The following is a 17,334-nucleotide window of genomic DNA, read 5'->3' on the forward strand; positions in this document are numbered from 1 at the left end:
CAGCCCAGGTCACACATATTCTGCTGCCTGAGCAGCGGTTATTGTAAGGGCTCCGAAAAAGCGGAAATCCCGGTTACAGCCAATAATCCTTGTTCATACTGCAGGCCTTCGCAAAACGCGCAGGCAGGCTTTTGTAATGCTTACCCAGCCAAAAGCCCATATACTTCGCCCCGCTTGCCGCGATCAGTTTGATAATAAGCCAGGGTTTATGAACGGCAATCAGATGGGACGCTGTCTGCTTCACCAGCTTCATCCCCTCCGATTCTGATGGTACCCCAGAAAAAATATCCGTATGCTGGGCCTGGGAAACCCCGTTGTCAAAGTTCCGGCGGAACTGTTCCCTGCAGGTATAATTATGAGAATGATATACCCTTGCGCCTGCCGCATATGAAATCTTCCATCCCGCCTGCACCGCGCCTGCCGCATAAATCATATCCTCATTAAAAATTGTATGCCTAACAAAGCCTCCCAACTCCTGGTAAATATCTTTTTTATAGGCAGCGCAAACATTGGAGCAAAAATAGGTCTTAATCCCCATCTCAGACAGCTGTTCCTTTCCCTTGACGCAGCTCTCCTCCGGGTAATTATACGCTCTTGTAAACCGCTCGATCTCACCGCTGTCCTTCTCCGGCAGCTGTCTGGCATAGGATACCGCAATCCTGTCATCTGATAAAAAAGGCGCGGTAAGCTCTTCCAGCAGCCGGTTGTCGGCCGGCAGCGCGTCCTGTGTCATGCAGACAAAAATATCCCCGCTGCTGTGGAGGGCTCCCAAATGTCTGGTTCCTCCATGGTTGAATTCTCTTTTGGAAAGATGATGCACCTCCACCAACGGATGCTCCCTTGCAAAATCCGTTCCATACAGCAGCTTTTCAAAATACTTTTCTTCCGTATTCATAATGATGATACGGTTCGGCTTAAGTGTCTGTTTTTCCAGGCGTTTTATCATTTCCGGAAATCCTTTGTCCGGCTTATAGGTCGGTATAATAACATCCACTTTCATTTTTATTCCCCTCATTGCCCGCAGCTTCAGAAAAAGGGGCCTTGTATCGGCCCCTTTTAGCTCCCTATAGGTAATCTTATTTTTATACCGAAACTACCTGCCGGTATCGCTGGAGACCCTGGCACTATAGTTACTTACTGATTTGGAGGGAGTGTATTCCTCCTGTTCAAAGAAAAACTTATGAAGAAGCACTACATTATCCTCAAGAGATGTGGGGATAACGCAGCTGCCCGCTTTACCCACCTTTCCGGTTACCCTGTTCGTTTCAAAAGGGAAACCATCCGTTGCCACAACCTTGTAGGATGCCAGATCCTTTAAAACACTGAGCATTTCCTTCGTATCCAGGTTAGTCGCCACATTGGGAAGAACCTTATCCAGCGTATCATTCAGAGTCCCAACGGATGCTGTCTTCGCCTTTTCCAGAATAGCGAGCAATACGGTTCTCTGTCTCTCCGCACGCTTGAAGTCATCGCCTGCCGTATAACGGATACGGCAATAAGCGGTTGCCTGAAGTCCGTTCAATGTCTGCAATCCAGGCTGTGTTACCTTCACATAATCATCGGTCAGCCGTTCTTTCGTTTCCGTACTGAACATACTTGCCTGATAATCATTCAGATTCTTAATCTCATCTTCCCTGATATCTATCTCCACGCCGCCAAGACTGTTTACCACATCAATCATGCCGTTAAAACCAATGCTCACATAATCAGTGATATTCATATCCAGATTCATGTTCAGCATACTGATGGCCTGTTCCGGCCCGCCGCTGGCATAGGCCGCATTACACTTGCTGTACTTGTCATTGCCCAGATTCATATAGGTATCACGATATACGCTGCAGAGCTTTACTTCACCGGTATCCAGGTTAATGGATGCGATCATGATGGTATCGGACCGGTTGCCTTTGCCCAGGTTTTTATCCCTGGCATCAAGGCCGAACAGGGCGATATTGCGGTATCCCTTCATGGCCACATTGTTTTCCACCGTATCGTTGATTACAATATCTTCTTCTTTTACATTTATTTTCTGCATGGAAGTCTGTTTCATCACCGCCCAGAGGACAACGCCAAGAACCACAAGAGCCACCATCTCCACAGCAAACAAGATAATTCTTCTTCTTTTTCTGGCTTTTCTCTTTTTGGACGTTACTTTTTTATTCTTGGGGCCGGTACTGCGTCCGTCTCCATAGCCGCTGCGGGAATCCGAACTGCGGGTTTCTCTGTAATCGTAGCGGGAATCCGAACTGCGGGAGTCCCTGCCTCCGTTACGGGAACCGGAGCTGCGGGAATCTCTGCTTCCGCCGCGGGAACCGGTGCTCCGTGAATCGCTGTAGCCGTTACGGGAACCTGTGTTGCGGCTTCCTCCGTTGTTTTTTGATGATGCCATATCTTCTTCTCCTGTTAATTGTATTCTATCATGACCTTTCCGTCATATATCAATAAGCATTCTCATTGATGAAACCCTTAAAAACTGTCAGGAACAGTATTTTTAAATCAAGAGTCATGCTCCAGTTTTCAATATAGTATATATCGTACTCAATCCTCTTACGTATGGAGGTATCTCCTCTGTAGCCGTTTATCTGGGCCCAGCCAGTCATTCCCGGGCGGACCTGATGCTTTATCATATATCGCGGAATCTCCTCACGGAACTTTTCCACAAACTGAGGACGTTCCGGTCTCGGCCCCACCAGGCTCATATCTCCTTTTAATACATTAAACAGCTGCGGCAGCTCATCAAGGCTGGTTTTCCGCAGGAAGGCTCCCACACGGGTAATACGGGGATCTCCCTTTACTGTCCAGCCCTTTTTTTCCTCTCCGGGCTGCTGTAAATACATAGTACGGAATTTGTACATCATAAAGGGCTTGTTATGAAGCCCTACTCTTTCCTGTTTAAAAATAACCGGTCCCTTGCTGGTAGCCTTTACCAGAAATGCAACAAACAGCAAAACCGGCGATATCAGTATCAGGCCGAAAAACGATCCTGCAAGATCCACGCAGCGCTTAGCCAGCGCGCTGAGAGTATTGGAAAGCGGCACATACCGGATATTGATTACCGGCAGTCCCATCAGGTCTTCCATATACGGCCGTCCCGGTATCAGACTGTTATAATCCGGTATAAACTTCGTATGAACACCTGACTTTTCGCATAAGTCCACCAGTTCTTCCAGCCTGTCGTAATTTTCCAGTGAAAGAGTGATGGCAATTTCATCCAGTTTATTCTCCGGCAGTATATAAAGCAGGTTGTTGATGGATCCTAATACCTTTACTCCTTTATAGGTTGCTCCTCTTGGCACTTTATCATCCAGAATTCCTCTTACCACATATCCCCATTGAGGATTGGCATTGATTCGGTTGATATATTCCTCGGCAGCTCTGGAATATCCGATGAGAAGGATATATTTGAGATTATATCCTTTTTTTCTCACAAAATGAAGCAAATACCGGATCAGGGCGCGCATCAGCAGCGTTGACACCGTGTTCAGCACACAGAAGACACCCACCATACCACGGGAAAAATCGTGAATCTGAAAAGAGTCAACCGTATTGTTTACCATAAAGAGCACAGCAAGAAATATAGTAACGCCGACAATGTTGGCCTTACACACATTCAAAATCTCTGTCTCGCTCCGCTGCACCCTTTTTGGAGAGTAAAGCTTGAACCAGTAATACAAAATCAGATATCCAGGCACAACAAAATACAGGGCGCTGAAATATACCTTCATATCCAGAACGCCCACCTCAGGGCCCGTATTTTTTAAGGAGCTCCCTATATATAAATACCAAGCAAGTATATAGGAGCCTGCAATAACAAACGCATCTACTACAACATGCAGTCTGTTGAAGTATTGCTGGTTGTCCTTTATCATGGCTTCACCTGTTTCTCCGTATACAAATTGTATTGTACAATAATCCTTTTAAAAGCACAACTTAAATTTTCCTTAATCGACAAAATGTAGCAAAATGGAGGGTTCCGGGGGATGGGGGCGTAAGGTTGTGTACCGCCCTGAGTCAGTCATCCGTGCCGCTGGAATCCGTTCCCTCCGTCCGGCTCGGGAAGAGATGTATGCACTGGGCGGGCACGCTTTCGCTCGGTCAAAAACGCAGCGGTACTAGGGTTGTAAAGGACACAACCCAAGGACCGGCGTTTTTAAACGGCCCTTTCAGTGCATACATCTCTTCCCGAGCCGGACGGAGGGAACGGATTCCAGCGGCACGGATGATTGACTCAGGGCGGGAGGAAGGTTACGGTCACTCAATTACCGGAAAATCCGAATGGTATATAGTAGTTATTTTATAAGATAATAATTTAAAAATTATCTAAATAATTAGTGGCGGCGGAAAATGTTGAGCCATAGTTCCAGTTGTATGGTTATATAGTGCCCGAAATTGGCGGGTTTGAAACGGAATTTTCTTTGGCGCGCTTCGGGGGTGGTACAGAGTCTGATGCCTTCTCCCAGGCCTTTGAGGTATACGCCGGCGTAGCCTTTGGCGCAGAAGAAGAGGGTTTTTATGAAAAAACCGGCTATGAGGAAGGGGAGGTTGAGGATCAGTTGGAAAAGGGGCATGTTTTTGTAAATGAGGTAAATGTTGTTGCGGGAGGAGTGGGTTATTTTGAAGGGGTTGTAGCGGGAGCCGGTGGTGGCGCTTCCGGCGTGGTACACTTTGGCAGTGGGCTCGTAGGCGTTGCTGTAGCCGAGGATGCGGGCACGGTAGCCCAGGTCGACGTCTTCCAGGTAGGCGAAATGGAGTTCGTCGAGGAGGCCGGTTTTTTGGAGGTATTCTTTGCGGTAGAGGGCGGCTCCGGCGCTGGCAGAAAAAATGGGCATGGGGGTGTTGTAGTCGGTGGAGGGGCGGCCTTTTCCTATGGCAAATGCCCAGCCTAAGGCGTTGTAGCGGTCTCCGGCGCCGTCCATGATGTCGGGATTTTTCATGGAGAGCATTTTGGCGGCGGCGGAAAAGAGGCGGGGATCGTTGTCCATTCGTCTTTCGAGTCTACGTATGCAGGCGGGATCTACGGTGGTGTCGTTGTTGAGAAGGAATACGTAGGGGGTGCGGGCACGGGTGATTCCTTCGTTTATGGCGGCGCAGAAGCCTCTGTTTTCAGGGAAGCGGATGATTTGTGTCCAGGGAAAAAGCTGTTCTGCCATTTCGGGGCTGCCGTCAACGGATCCGTTGTCCACGATACAGACTTCAAAGGCGGGGGCTTTGTCTGTGAAGGAGCTTTCCAGGGATCGGAGGCAGTTTTCGAGATAATCTATGCCGTTATAGTTGGGTATGATTACGGTTGTTTTCAATGGGTTCCTTCTTTCCTGCATGGGTCCCACAGAATGCGGAAGCCTTCTTTTCTCATTTCTTTGCATAAATGGATGCTGGTTTGTATGGGATCTGCGCCTTCGCGTATTTTCTGGAGGGCATGATCCAGCGCGCTTTGCCATTGGGGGCTGACCTGCATGGTGCGTATGTCTGCGGTCTCCACGTCCTGCTGGAGAACGGCACGGTGCATGTAGCCGCTGAAGCTGCGGCGCAGGCCCTGGTAGCGCATTTTTGTATTTCCCTGCCGGTCGGTGTCGTAAATGCCGCTTATGAGTTTTCCTTTTACAGATGGGAGGGGGCCGGCTGCTGCTGCGATGTCTTTTCTCTGGGAAAGGACGTCGGGAAGGAATTCCATGCGGTAAAAGCCGAGGTGTCTGGTATCGTGTATGCGGACATTCCAGCCCTGGTTTTTGGCAAAATCCTCCAGAGCGCGGCGGCCTGCTTCATAAGCATAGGTTTTGCTGGCAGGGTTGGAGGCGGTGGATTCTTTGTGGCAGCGCCAGTGGTAGAGCACTTTGGGTATGTGGACGCAAAGTTCCTCCGCTTTATCCCGGAGCACGTCTGCGGAAGCCCGGAGGACTAAATCGTAGTCCTGTGCCCCGTCAAAGCCGGGGCGCAGGAGGAGGCGTTTCATAAGTGATGCTTCCATCACCAGGAAATGGCAGATATAGTTATTGGACAGCAGGAGGTCGAGATTAAAATCAAGCTTGTGGTGCGGTTCGTAATAGCTGTCTTCCCCATCCCATTTATCTTCATCTGAATAAAGAAAAATCGGATGGATTCCTCTTTTTTCCTTTTCTTTGAGAGCATGGGCCATCTCATAAAGGGCATCGGGAGTCAGCACATCATCATGATCCAGAAGGCCTATATAGCGCCCCGAGGCACGGCAGATGGCGGCGTTGGTATTTCCTGCAATCCCTTCGTTGGCTTCAAGCCTGATATAGCGGATTCGGTCATCTTTCCGCTCCCGTACGGCCTGTTCCATACTGTCCTCTCCTCCCGCATCCGCAAGAAGGAGTTCCCAGTAAGGATAGCTCTGCTCCTGAAGGGAATCCAGCAGTTCCTTTAAATAAACCGGGTTGGTCTTAAAAGCCGGCACGGCAATGCTGAACAGAACAGGTGCACCTTTCCCTTCCGCCGAAGCGGCAGGTTCTGAAGAAACGGCGGTCTCTGAGGACACCATAGTTTCTGAAGATGCCATTGTATCCAAAGAAGTCGCTGCTTCTGAAGATGCTATTGCTTCAAAAGATGCTATTGCATCTTTGCGCTGAGCCTCCAGTGTTTCCCTGTCAGGCCTCTGATACTTCCAGTCGTTCTTCCCATCCTGCAGTATCCGCTCCTGCACAGCAGAAAACGCTGCTGCCGCACCGTTCTTTTTCAGATACCGGTAAGCCTTTATCAAATTGGACAGACTGAAAACATGTCCCATGCATTCTCCTACTTCCCTCTGTCAATACCTGCCCCACAGGCAAGAAGCGGTGTTCATCCTGATTGGATGAACACCGGCGCCCGGCTGGTTTTACAGCCCATTATAGTCTTTGACAGTAAATTTTTACTTCTATGCTTCGATCACAGCCTTTAATTCTTCCGTCAGTTTTTCATTTCTGGCTTTGGCATCCTCCAGGCTAGTTCCTTTCACGCCCATGTAAAACTTGATCTTGGGCTCGGTTCCGGACGGTCTTGCACAGCACCATGAATCGTTGGTGAGATCAAAATATAACACATTGGATTCCGGAAGTCCGGTGGGGGATTCTTTTCCGGTTGCCAGTTCTTTGGTAATGCCGGTAGCATAATCCCTTACGTTGATCACTTTCAAATCACCGAATTCGGCAGGGGGATTCTTCCTCAGCTTATCCATCATTTCACCGATCTGCTTGGAACCGTCAATGCCTTTTAATGTTATTGTGTAAAGATCTTCTTTAAAGTATCCGTATTTTTCATAGAGCTCTACCATCTTATCCCAGAGCGTCTGTCCGTGCTTTTTGCACCATGCGGCAACCTCGCAGAGGCACATAACCGCAACGACTGCGTCCTTGTCCCTTGCATGGGTTCCGGCGAGGCAGCCATAGCTTTCCTCCAGGCCGAATACATAGTTGTTGGAGCCGGTTTCTTCGAACAGCTTGATTTGTTCTCCGATATACTTGAAGCCGGTTAATACTTCGATTAATTTCACATGATAATCCGCTGCGATGGGATCTGCCATATTGGTGGTAACAATCGTTTTTACCATGGCCGGATTGGCGGGCATGGTGCCTGTTGCAGTGCGTTCCCGTAAAATGTATTCTGCAATGAGCATACCGGACATATTACCGGTAAAGGGAACATATTCCCCGCTCTTGGTATCCAGGGCATAGATTCCCAGGCGATCCGCATCCGGATCGGTTGCCATAACGATATCCGCATGCTTCTCTTTGGCAAGCTTCAGAGCGAGGGTGAACGCCTTGGGATCCTCCGGGTTCGGGTAATCCAGGGTGGTAAATTCGGGATCCGGAAGCTCCTGCTCAGGAACCACGTATACATGCTTGAAGCCCAGTTCGGAAAGGACTCTTCTTACCGGCTTGTTTCCTGTGCCGTGGAAGGGTGTGTATACAATCTTGATATCATCCGCCATCTCCTGAATCACTTCGGGATGGATGATCTGCTTTTTCAATTCCACCATATAGGCGTCATCGATTTCGGAACCAATTACCTGGTACAGGCCCGCAGCCATGGCAGCCTCTTTATCCATGGTCAAAACATCCGCATAATCGGTCACAGCCTTTACTTCATCGATGATTTCCTTGTCTTTGGGAGCCGTAACCTGAGCGCCGTCTTCCCAGTAAACCTTATAGCCATTATATTCCGGGGGGTTATGGCTTGCCGTTACCACAATACCGGAAATGCAGCCCAATGTACGCAGAGCGAAGGAAAGCTCTGGTGTGGGTCTGAGTTCATCAAACACATATGCCTTGATGCCGTTGGCCGCCAGACAAAGTGCCGCCACATCCGCGAATTCAGGGGACATGAAACGGGAATCGTAAGCAATGGCAACGCCCTTCTTTTCTCCGCCCTGTTTTTTGATGAAATTGGCAAGGCCCTGTGTTGCCTTTCTTACCGTATAAATATTCATGCGGTTGGTTCCCGCGCCTATCACTCCGCGCAGTCCTCCGGTTCCGAATTCCAGATCCTTATAAAAACGATCCTCGATTTCCGCATTGTTTCCTTCGATGCCTTTCAGTTCCTCTTTGGTCTTCTGGTCAAAATAATCATTTTCCAGCCAGAATTTGTATTCCTCCATATATCCCATGTGTTTCTCCTCCTTTTCTGCCGCCATTTGCGGCCCTTAATCTGATTGTTGAAGAAGTCGATTTGCTATCAGTATACTACAAAACACTAAACCCGTAAAGAATAGTCACTTTTATCCAATGTAAAGTTAGGATTGTAATAAGGATCCCCTTCCTCCAGCAGCTGTTTCCATTTTTCCCGGAATTTGGCGGATTCCTCATTATACCGCGCCGCTTTGGCGCCGTCCGTATCCAGGCCTCTGGATATCGACTCATAATGATAAAGTTCCGCAAAAGGAGTAAATACATTCAGATACCCCATTTCCCGCAGCTTCAGGCAGAAGTCCACATCGTTCAGGGAAACGGCGAACCCTTCGTCCAGGCCACCGGCTTCCTCATAAAGTGCTTTTTTCACCATCAGGCAGGCTCCCGTCACGGCTGATACATCCTGGGCATAGCAGAGCCTTCCCATGTATCCCAGATTTTCCCTCTTCTGCCGATAGTGGGTATGGCCTGCGGTGCGGTGTGCGCCCAGTCCGATGACCACACCGGCATGCTGAATGGTTTTATCTCCATAATAGAGCTTTCCTCCCACAGCGCCCACATCCTGGCGCTGGGCATACATAAGAAGCTCTTCCATCCAGTTTACGGTAATCACCTGCGTATCGTTGTTCAGCAGCAGCACATAGTCACCGGATGCACAGGACACGCCCAGGTTATTAATGGCAGAATAATTGAACTCCCCTTCATAGGTCACGACCCGGATCGAAGGATTATTTTTCAGTTCCTCATAATAGGAAAAAATTTCTTTCGTTTCACTGTTGTTTTCCACCACAACAATTTCATAATTGTCGTAGGTTGACTTCTCTATAATAGAAGAAATACAGCGGCGCAGATCCTCCGCATGATCCTTATTAGGGATAATAATGGATATCCTGGGCTCTCCTATGATCTCATACGTGATTTTAAAGATTGTCTCAAAAGCACGCGTGCTTGTGATTGTAAAATGGGAAAAGCCATGTTTACGCAGATGATCCGCCACCGCACCCCTGGCCGACTCAATGGCATAGGGCTTGGCTTCAATACCGGACGCCACACTGCCCGGATGCCAGCGCCAGTAATAAAGCAGCTTAGGCACATGCACCACGCTCTTCGCCCGATCCGTCAGCCGCAGTATCATATCATGATCCTGGCTTCCGTCGAACTTGGTGCGGAACAGCTCGGTACCGTCCAGCAACTCCCTGGAAAACACGCTGAAATGACAGATATAGTTATTGGCCCGCAGATTATCAATGGCATAATCCGGCTTAAAATGCATGGTAATCATCTGATTGATATCACCGTTTTTGAAGGTGGCTTCATCACAGTAGACATAATCTGCATTTTTTTCATTGATTGCCTTCACATATTCATAGAGGGCACAGGGATGAAGCAAATCGTCATGATCGAACAGACCGATATATTCACCGGTGGCCATGGTAAGGCACTGGTTGGTATTTCCGGCGATTCCTTCATTTTTTTCCAGCTTTCGGTAGCAGATCCGCCCGTCCTTTGCCGCCAGCTCCCGGCAGATTTCCCCCACATAGCTGTGGGCATCGTCCGAACCGTCAGCCAGGCAAAGTTCCCAGTTTCCATAGGTTTGCTGCTGTACGGATCCAATCATTTCCCTCAGGAAATTCTCCGGCGTATTCCAGAGCGGCGTAAGGATGCTGATTTTCACCATACGGGGAAAAACCGTCTCCTCCTGTTTTTTTCTTTCCTCTTGCGAAGGAAAGCTTTCCGTACCGTAATGCTTCATGGCCTTGCGTTCATTGGACTTATATTTTAATTTGGTAACCACACCGCCTATGCTGCCGCAGTTTTTTACCCGATCCACCTGGCGGATGCAGAAATGCATCCCCTTACGCAAGGGCGTGCTGGCCTTCCAGACCGGATTATTTTTAATCCTGTCCAGCTTGAACTGCAGGTCGTCCACCTTATCCTCCAATTCCGCCACTCGTCCTGCCAGATAGGTGTTCTTATAATGCTCCTGCTCATAGGCCTCTTTATAATCCTTTTCAGGTAACACCGCACTGCTCTCCGGTGTTAATGGTTCTTTCTTATTTTGATCCATCAAATTGCCTCTTTCTCCATACCATTCAGGGAAACGACCTAGTGTACGATTTCCATGGTTTCTGCCGTCCATTGGTAAAGCTTCTGTCTGGAACAGCAGTCCTCCCAGAGAAAACCGATAAGATATTCCCCTTCCGGCAGGGCTTCCCTGTCAAACTGCAGACACACGCCGGTAAGGGCTACCATCTGCATATGGCCCAGATTTTCCTGGATATCCGGCCGGTACTGCCGGTTCACCGGAACCTTCCACACCGCGCCGGCTTCGCCGCCGCTTTCCTCCGCGGGACCGTCTCCCCGATCCACCGGTTTCAGCAGCAGGTTAAAGCGGTACTGGCTGTTATCCACCTGAAGGGCATAGCACCAGCCCTGGATAAAATAATTGCCTCCGCCGTTTTTCCCGGTCTCCCATTTGCACAGGTCCCCGGCGAATTCAATGCCCATGCGAAGCACTTCATTGCTCCACTCCGGCCGCAGGCCGTCACGCAGCGCTTCCGGTTCCGCCCTATCACAGCGGTCCGTATACTCATACCGGTTTCCCGCATAGAATTCTTGATCCAGCACATCCCGTACCAGATAACGGTGGTAAAAGGGATCCTGCCCGTAAATGGAAGGATGCAGCTCATAGAGCATATTCAGCTCCTGATGAAGCCTCTTCAGCTTTTCCACGCTGTCATCCATTCCGCGGCTCAGGGATTCGTGATGATAGAGCGCGACATCGTTCCTCACAACGTTGACATAACCCATATCATATAAATGATAACACAATTCCACATCATTAAATGCCACCCGGAGTGTTTCGGACAGGCCGCCCGCCGCCTCGTAGGTACTTTTCTTAACCATAAGGCAGGCCCCTGTCACTCCCAGCACATCAAAGCACAGTCGGTTGCGCAGGAAATAATAGTCATTCCGGTCATCCCGGAACTGCAGCTTATGGGCAGGGCCCAGACGTATATTGGTGATCCCCGCATGCTGAATGGTATTGCTGCCCGGATAAAGCAGCTTGACACCCACCGCTCCCACATGAGGAAGCATGGCCTTTTCCAGCATTTTATCCAGCCAGTCCTCCTGGATGATTTCAATATCATCATTCAGAAGAAGGATATAATCCCCCTTTGCCAGCTCCGCTCCTTTATTGCACATGGCGGAAAAATTAAATTCCATGGGTTCATAGATATAACGGAACCGGCATTCCTCCTGCATCTGGGAAAGCATCAGATGAATACGTTCCTTATTTTTTTCACTGCTTCCATTATCTATTACTATAATTTCAAAATTCCGGTAAGTGCTGGCCTCCAGAATGGAATGGACACATGTGGACAGAACACCCGGATTATCCTTGGAGGGTATTACTATGGACACCATTCCTTCCGGCTTCAGGGGCCATCCTCGTCTTATGTATGCCTCTTTTTTAATATCCTCATATTTTTCTTCCATCCCGAAAGGACAGATCGGGCAGGTATTATGGAAAAGCACGCTGTCTATATGCCCGGCTTCTCCTTTTATTTCCACCGCTTTCAGGCAGAAATCATACAGATTCTTCCTGAAATCACGGCTCCCCAGCCAGGGAATTTCCCGGCAGGCCTCTGTCCTCACGGCAAAAATATTTCCAAAATAAAAATAGGAAATAAGAGTGTCCGGCGACCAGTCCGGCTTCAGCCAGGGATTTTTGCGGCGGGGCTCCCCTGAGGAGGCGTCCACCTCATCCTCATCGCCATAGGCGATCAAAACCTGGGGATGGCGGGCAAAATAGTCCGCCAATAGCCCCATTTCTTCCTTCTCCGGCTTTCCGCCGTCCCCATAAAAAACCGTCAGATCCGCGTCCGCATCTTTCAGGGAAAAAGCTTCCCCGCAGCCGCTGTACGCAATATATTCGATAGAGAGCTCCTGCCCCAGAAGGGCGCTGCCCTCTCTTTCCGCTTTTTCCTTTTTCAGAATCCAGTCATGATAAGCTACCGTCTGGCTGCTTATGCGTTCTTCGTATTTTCTTGTCTGCCTTCTCCGCATCGGTTCCTGCAATGTTTTTTTCAGGTTCAAAACCAGCGCCTCCTTTTCAGATTGGCTTCCAGAACGGATGCCGTTTCCTCCGACAGCCTTTCTATCTCAAATTCCACCTCCAGCAGTTCATTTCCGCTATGCTCCACCTTTTCCAGCCGGATATTGATATTCGGATCATTGGTATGGAAAAAGAATACCGGATTGGCTTCCTTTTTTTTGCTGAGTTCCCAGCCGTTCATAGCCAGGTAAGCCGGTTCGGAAAGCGGAAGCTCCTCCTCATTCAGTCTGGCCGCCAGCATACGCACCATACAGGAAGTTTCCGCAGGATCAATACGGATGCCCTTCACACCTTCCTTCACAGGCAGGGAAACGCGCATCCGTCCCTCTACCATATAGCTGAGATAGAGATAATAAGAATGCTCAGGACTGTAGCCCGTGCCATAATCTTCGAAAATCTGTACCTTGTTGTTTTCCAGGTCCGCAAAAAATCCCTGCCAGGGTATGGCCCTTCTTCCAAGCAGCACCCGCATATCGGAAACGGACACACGGTTGCCGGTAACCGCCTTCTGGAACCTTCGTTCCCTGGCCCGGTATTCCTTTGCCGCCTCTTCATTGATTCCAAGCTCTTTCGTCCAGTCCTCCAGGACAAGCTTCTTACGCTTCCCATTGCCCATCTGGTAACAGTAAAGGGCGCGGAACGCCAGCGCATTGGTATCCACAATTTCCTCAAAGGTCCATTCGTAATCGATAAGGTTCCATCTGCCGTTCGTATCGACGAGTATATTCCCGAAAATCAGATCATAATCCGATACCGGCTGCTGGGGACGGTAGCTTATTTTATTCATATATTCATAAAACAGCTTTCGGAAAGACTCCAAATCCTCTTCTTCCAGGCATTCATCCAGCATTTCCTCAAGCGTACAGCCCTCCAGATACTCCAGCTGCACATAGGGCAGAGAATTCCCATCCTTTATTAGATGACATTCATTGATAAAAAGACCGCTTCCGTCAAATCTTTTTTTCAATTTTTTATAATATTCCGAAATGTTTCCCACATGCTCCACCGCGGCCGGACCGGCCGGATATTTACGGACGCAGCGCTTTTTGCCCGCTCCGCCGGTTCCGTCAGGCCGCCCGCCGGATTCCAGGATATCCGTCCGGATGGCATAAATATCCGCCCGGTCATTGGAAAATTTGGAGTAGATTGTCTGCGGTGCAGGTCCTGTCATGATCAGATAAGAGTTGCTGTACATGGGGAAAATACCTTCCCGGATCACCATGTCAAACACATTTTTTTCATCAAAAAGGAGCATCCGGTCCGCATCAAAATTCCGCAGGTTCTTACTCAGCTCTCCCACCTTGGGAAGGCGCCTGTCCGAATAAATGGTATCCGCAAATTTATAATCCGGGTATGGATAATAGAAATGATAGTCGGAAATGCCACATTTGGCAAAAAGCTTTTCAAATCCGCCCCTTGTAAAGGTACGCACCACGCCTCCGTCCGGATAATCCTCAATCCCCGCAAAAAACTGGGAAAGGTGATCCTCCACGCAGCCGGCCCAATACTTCATTCCCATTTTATTTTCAATGGCAATAACCAGATTGCCGTCTTTTTTTACATGCTTCTGGTTAATCTTCAGGAAATCCTCAAAGGGTGTCTGGGTAGGAATGTAGCTCTGCCCGTATTCAAAAACACCGATAAGAAGGACATAATCATAATCACAGGGCAGCACAGGTTCAATATCATTGAAATTGCCCACATAAATAGTCACATTATCATGCTCGCGGTTACGGTAAGCGTTGATAAGGCTTCTTTTTTTGGACAGATCCACACAGGTTACGCTGCCTGCCTTTTCCGCCAGGACACCAGTAATGGCGCCCATGCCGCTTCCCACCTCAAGCACCTTGGTATTCTTATCCATGGGAAGCCATGATACAATATTCTGCCTTTGGGGAGAAAGATGATAAAACACAGGCCAGCTGTGTTTCTCCTCAATCTTTTTCTGATAATCCTCCGGGGGACATGTTTTCACAATGTCCAGTATCTCATCTTCTACGGTTCCGTCACAGTAGAAGTCTTCTCCGGGGTAAAAGGATAAGTCCAGTGTTACCTTTCCTATCTGCTCCGTCATCTTCGGCCCTTGCCTTTCCGTTCGTTATGATCTCTTTACCGACACCTCAGACTCCATATCAAAATATCCCACCGTATCCCTGTCCGAAATAATGGTCAGATTGATGATATCATACAGCCTGTGGTAAACCGTAAAGGTATCCCCCTTGTATCCGGTAACCCCCAGGGACAGCAGATAATCCCCGCCCTGAAGCCGCACCTTCTGGGTAAAGGTGATTTCCAGCTCTTCGCCGGCTTTCACCCCTTCCAGGAACGCCCGCTCCACCATCGTGTTGGTACCGGTAATTTCCACACCCTTGATATTCTTGACAGACAGAGCAAAGATAGGAGCCGCCACATCCTCATGAATGCGCACATTCATATGAAGGGTAAAGGGTTCCCCCTTCAGAATGGTGGTCGTCCGTATCCCGTTCCCATCCGTCACATAATAGCCGGTAATCTCCGCTTCTTTGGTTCCATACTCCAGCGCCTGAGGATTAACCCCCTGTTCTTCCTTAACCGGCGTTTTCTTTTCCGTTTTAACGCCGTCCGCTTTCGCTGCCGCCGCGTCCCGGATGTCCTGATCCTGAAGCAGACCGCCCTTACCGTCTGTTTCCGGCATTTCATACTGCCCCACAAGCACACGCTTGTAGGTATCTATCATCTCCTTGGGGCTGCCTTCTCCCAGCTTCACCCCCTGGTTTAAAAGTACCGCTCTGTCACAGTATTTACTGATTGCGCTCAAATCATGACTCACAAAGAGAATTGTTTTTCCCTGTTTCTTAAATTCTTCGAATTTATGGTAGCATTTCGCCTGAAAAAACACATCTCCGACAGAAAGCGCTTCATCCACGATGAGGATTTCGGGATCAATATTTATGGCTACAGCAAAAGCCAGCCTTACAAACATACCGCTGGAATACGTTTTGACGGGCTGGTATACATATTCTCCGATATCCGCGAAATCCAGAATATCCTGAAGCTTTTCATCGATTTCTTTTTCAGAAAAACCAATCATGGAACCATTCAGATATACATTTTCTATCCCGTTGTACTCCATGTTGAAACCGGCTCCCAGCTCCAGAAGGGCTGAAATCCTGCCGTTGACCTGAACGACGCCGCTTGTCTCATTCAGTACGCCGGTTATGATTTTAAGAATAGTGGATTTACCGGAACCGTTTGTCCCGATGATACCCACGCATTCCCCCTGGTAAACATCCAGATCCACGCCCCTGAGGGCAAAATGCTCCCTGTATTTCTTTTTTCGGGAAAGCCCCAGGGAATCGACGAGCCTGTCCCGGTTATGATCATAGAGCTTATATACTTTATTCAGCCCCTCCACATGGATGGCAAGCTGCTTTTCTTCCATAATTATACCTCTTGTCCGCATCAGCGGACACATATATTCAATAAGAAGAACGCGTCTTTCGCGTTCTTCAGTGTGAAACATAGAATTTCCTGACGAAGCGGCCTCTGCCGCGAGTCTTGGAAATTCTTTTCACACTTCCCTTACATGATATCCGCAAAATGTACTTTAAGCCGTTTATATACCAATGCGCCGATACAGAAAAGGCCGATGGTAATAATCCAGAAATACATGGTAGAATAAAAATCCTCCCAGAACCACTGTTTTTCATAGATCGCACTGCGGTAGCCTTCCACAATGTATACGAGAGGATTTATTTTAACCAGCATCTGCGCCTTTTTGCTGAAGCTTCCCAGATTCCACAGAACGGGAGTCGCCCACATGCCTATCTGCAGGGCAATATTTACAATCTGCTGCAGATCCCGGAAATAAATTACCACGGAACAGGTTGTATAGCTGACAGCCAGTACAAGCACAAACATACAGAAGCTGTAATAAAAAATCTGCAGCGTATACAGACTGGGCGTAAATCCATAAAACCAGGCAATTATCAGAAGCACCAACACAAAAAAGCCATGGATGAACGTGGCTGCAATAATTTTGATAATAGGCAGTATACTGATTTTAAATACTACTTTTTTTACCAGATATTCATATTCCAGAAGCGCCATCATTCCGTTGACAATGGCTTCGGAAAAATAGAACCAGGGTACGAGGCCGGCCGTAAGGAATACCAGATAAGGGACTTCAATCCCCTCTCCCACAAGCGTTGCCTTCTGAGGCATGATTACCTGGAATACAATGTAATACATCGCCACAGTCACCACCGGCTGGATCATTGCCCACACCGCACCCATATAGGATCCGGCATATCTTCTCTTGAAATCGTTCTTCGCCAGCCGCCATATCAGCCGTCTGTTCTGATAAAGTTCAAAGGGAAGCTGCGTGATTTTATCATAAAACTTAATAAACGCAATGACAGCGATCACAATCAGTGTACAGGCAATTATTTTCTTAACCAGCTCATCCGTCTGATTTGCAAGGGGATTATGATAGCAGACAATAATCACCCCCATTATTAACATCACGAGGGTGAATATGGTAATTCCCGCTTTTTTATTAATACCCTGTCCGATAACCGGAATTTGTTTTTTCTCTTTGTTTTTCATTCTGCT

Annotated in this window: 11 protein-coding genes; all 11 read right to left on the minus strand. The window is 48.5% G+C overall.

Translation table 11 applies throughout. From position 1 onward, the window contains the following. Window positions 1-73: 73 nt before the first annotated feature. Complete coding sequence (locus tag BLA28_RS03020) at window positions 74-1,000, minus strand: glycosyltransferase family 2 protein (protein ID WP_141702863.1); 927 nt, start codon at window positions 998-1,000, stop codon at window positions 74-76. A gap of 93 nt (window positions 1,001-1,093) precedes the next feature. Next, the gene (locus BLA28_RS03025) at window positions 1,094-2,386 is read right to left on the minus strand and encodes an LCP family protein (RefSeq protein WP_069155958.1); all 1,293 of its coding nucleotides are present in this window, start codon (window positions 2,384-2,386) and stop codon (window positions 1,094-1,096) included. A 49-nt stretch (window positions 2,387-2,435) separates the two neighbouring features. Then, window positions 2,436-3,866 (minus strand): undecaprenyl-phosphate glucose phosphotransferase, encoded by a 1,431-nt coding sequence (locus tag BLA28_RS03030; RefSeq protein ID WP_044965181.1) that lies wholly within the window; start codon window positions 3,864-3,866, stop codon window positions 2,436-2,438. A gap of 459 nt (window positions 3,867-4,325) precedes the next feature. After that, complete coding sequence (locus tag BLA28_RS03035) at window positions 4,326-5,294, minus strand: glycosyltransferase family 2 protein (RefSeq protein WP_242880553.1); 969 nt, start codon at window positions 5,292-5,294, stop codon at window positions 4,326-4,328. After that, the gene (locus tag BLA28_RS03040; protein WP_069155961.1) at window positions 5,291-6,742 is read right to left on the minus strand and encodes a glycosyltransferase; all 1,452 of its coding nucleotides are present in this window, start codon (window positions 6,740-6,742) and stop codon (window positions 5,291-5,293) included. The genes BLA28_RS03035 and BLA28_RS03040 overlap by 4 nt, the downstream gene beginning before the upstream one ends. A 129-nt stretch (window positions 6,743-6,871) precedes the next feature. After that, on the minus strand, window positions 6,872-8,599 hold the full coding sequence (locus BLA28_RS03045; protein WP_044965185.1) for a phospho-sugar mutase: 1,728 nt from the start codon (window positions 8,597-8,599) through the stop codon (window positions 6,872-6,874). An 86-nt stretch (window positions 8,600-8,685) separates the two neighbouring features. Next, window positions 8,686-10,689 (minus strand): glycosyltransferase family 2 protein, encoded by a 2,004-nt coding sequence (locus tag BLA28_RS03050; RefSeq protein WP_069155962.1) that lies wholly within the window; start codon window positions 10,687-10,689, stop codon window positions 8,686-8,688. A 38-nt stretch (window positions 10,690-10,727) separates the two neighbouring features. Further along, window positions 10,728-12,722, minus strand: coding sequence for a glycosyltransferase family 2 protein (locus BLA28_RS03055; protein WP_069151870.1), 1,995 nt, complete (start codon window positions 12,720-12,722; stop codon window positions 10,728-10,730). Next, window positions 12,719-14,815, minus strand: a complete 2,097-nt coding sequence (locus BLA28_RS03060; protein ID WP_069155963.1) for a class I SAM-dependent methyltransferase — start codon at window positions 14,813-14,815, stop codon at window positions 12,719-12,721. The genes BLA28_RS03055 and BLA28_RS03060 overlap by 4 nt, the downstream gene beginning before the upstream one ends. Before the next feature lie 24 nt (window positions 14,816-14,839). Then, on the minus strand, window positions 14,840-16,162 hold the full coding sequence (locus tag BLA28_RS03065) for an ABC transporter ATP-binding protein (protein ID WP_009251241.1): 1,323 nt from the start codon (window positions 16,160-16,162) through the stop codon (window positions 14,840-14,842). 140 nt (window positions 16,163-16,302) lie between these two features. Next, window positions 16,303-17,328 carry an ABC transporter permease gene (locus BLA28_RS03070; RefSeq protein ID WP_069151868.1) on the minus strand — a complete coding sequence of 342 codons (1,026 nt, stop codon included), beginning with the start codon at window positions 17,326-17,328 and terminating at the stop codon, window positions 16,303-16,305. Between the last annotated feature and the right edge of the window lie 6 nt (window positions 17,329-17,334).

It is taken from the genome of Eisenbergiella tayi (assembly GCF_001881565.1).
GTDB lineage: Bacteria > Bacillota > Clostridia > Lachnospirales > Lachnospiraceae > Eisenbergiella > Eisenbergiella tayi.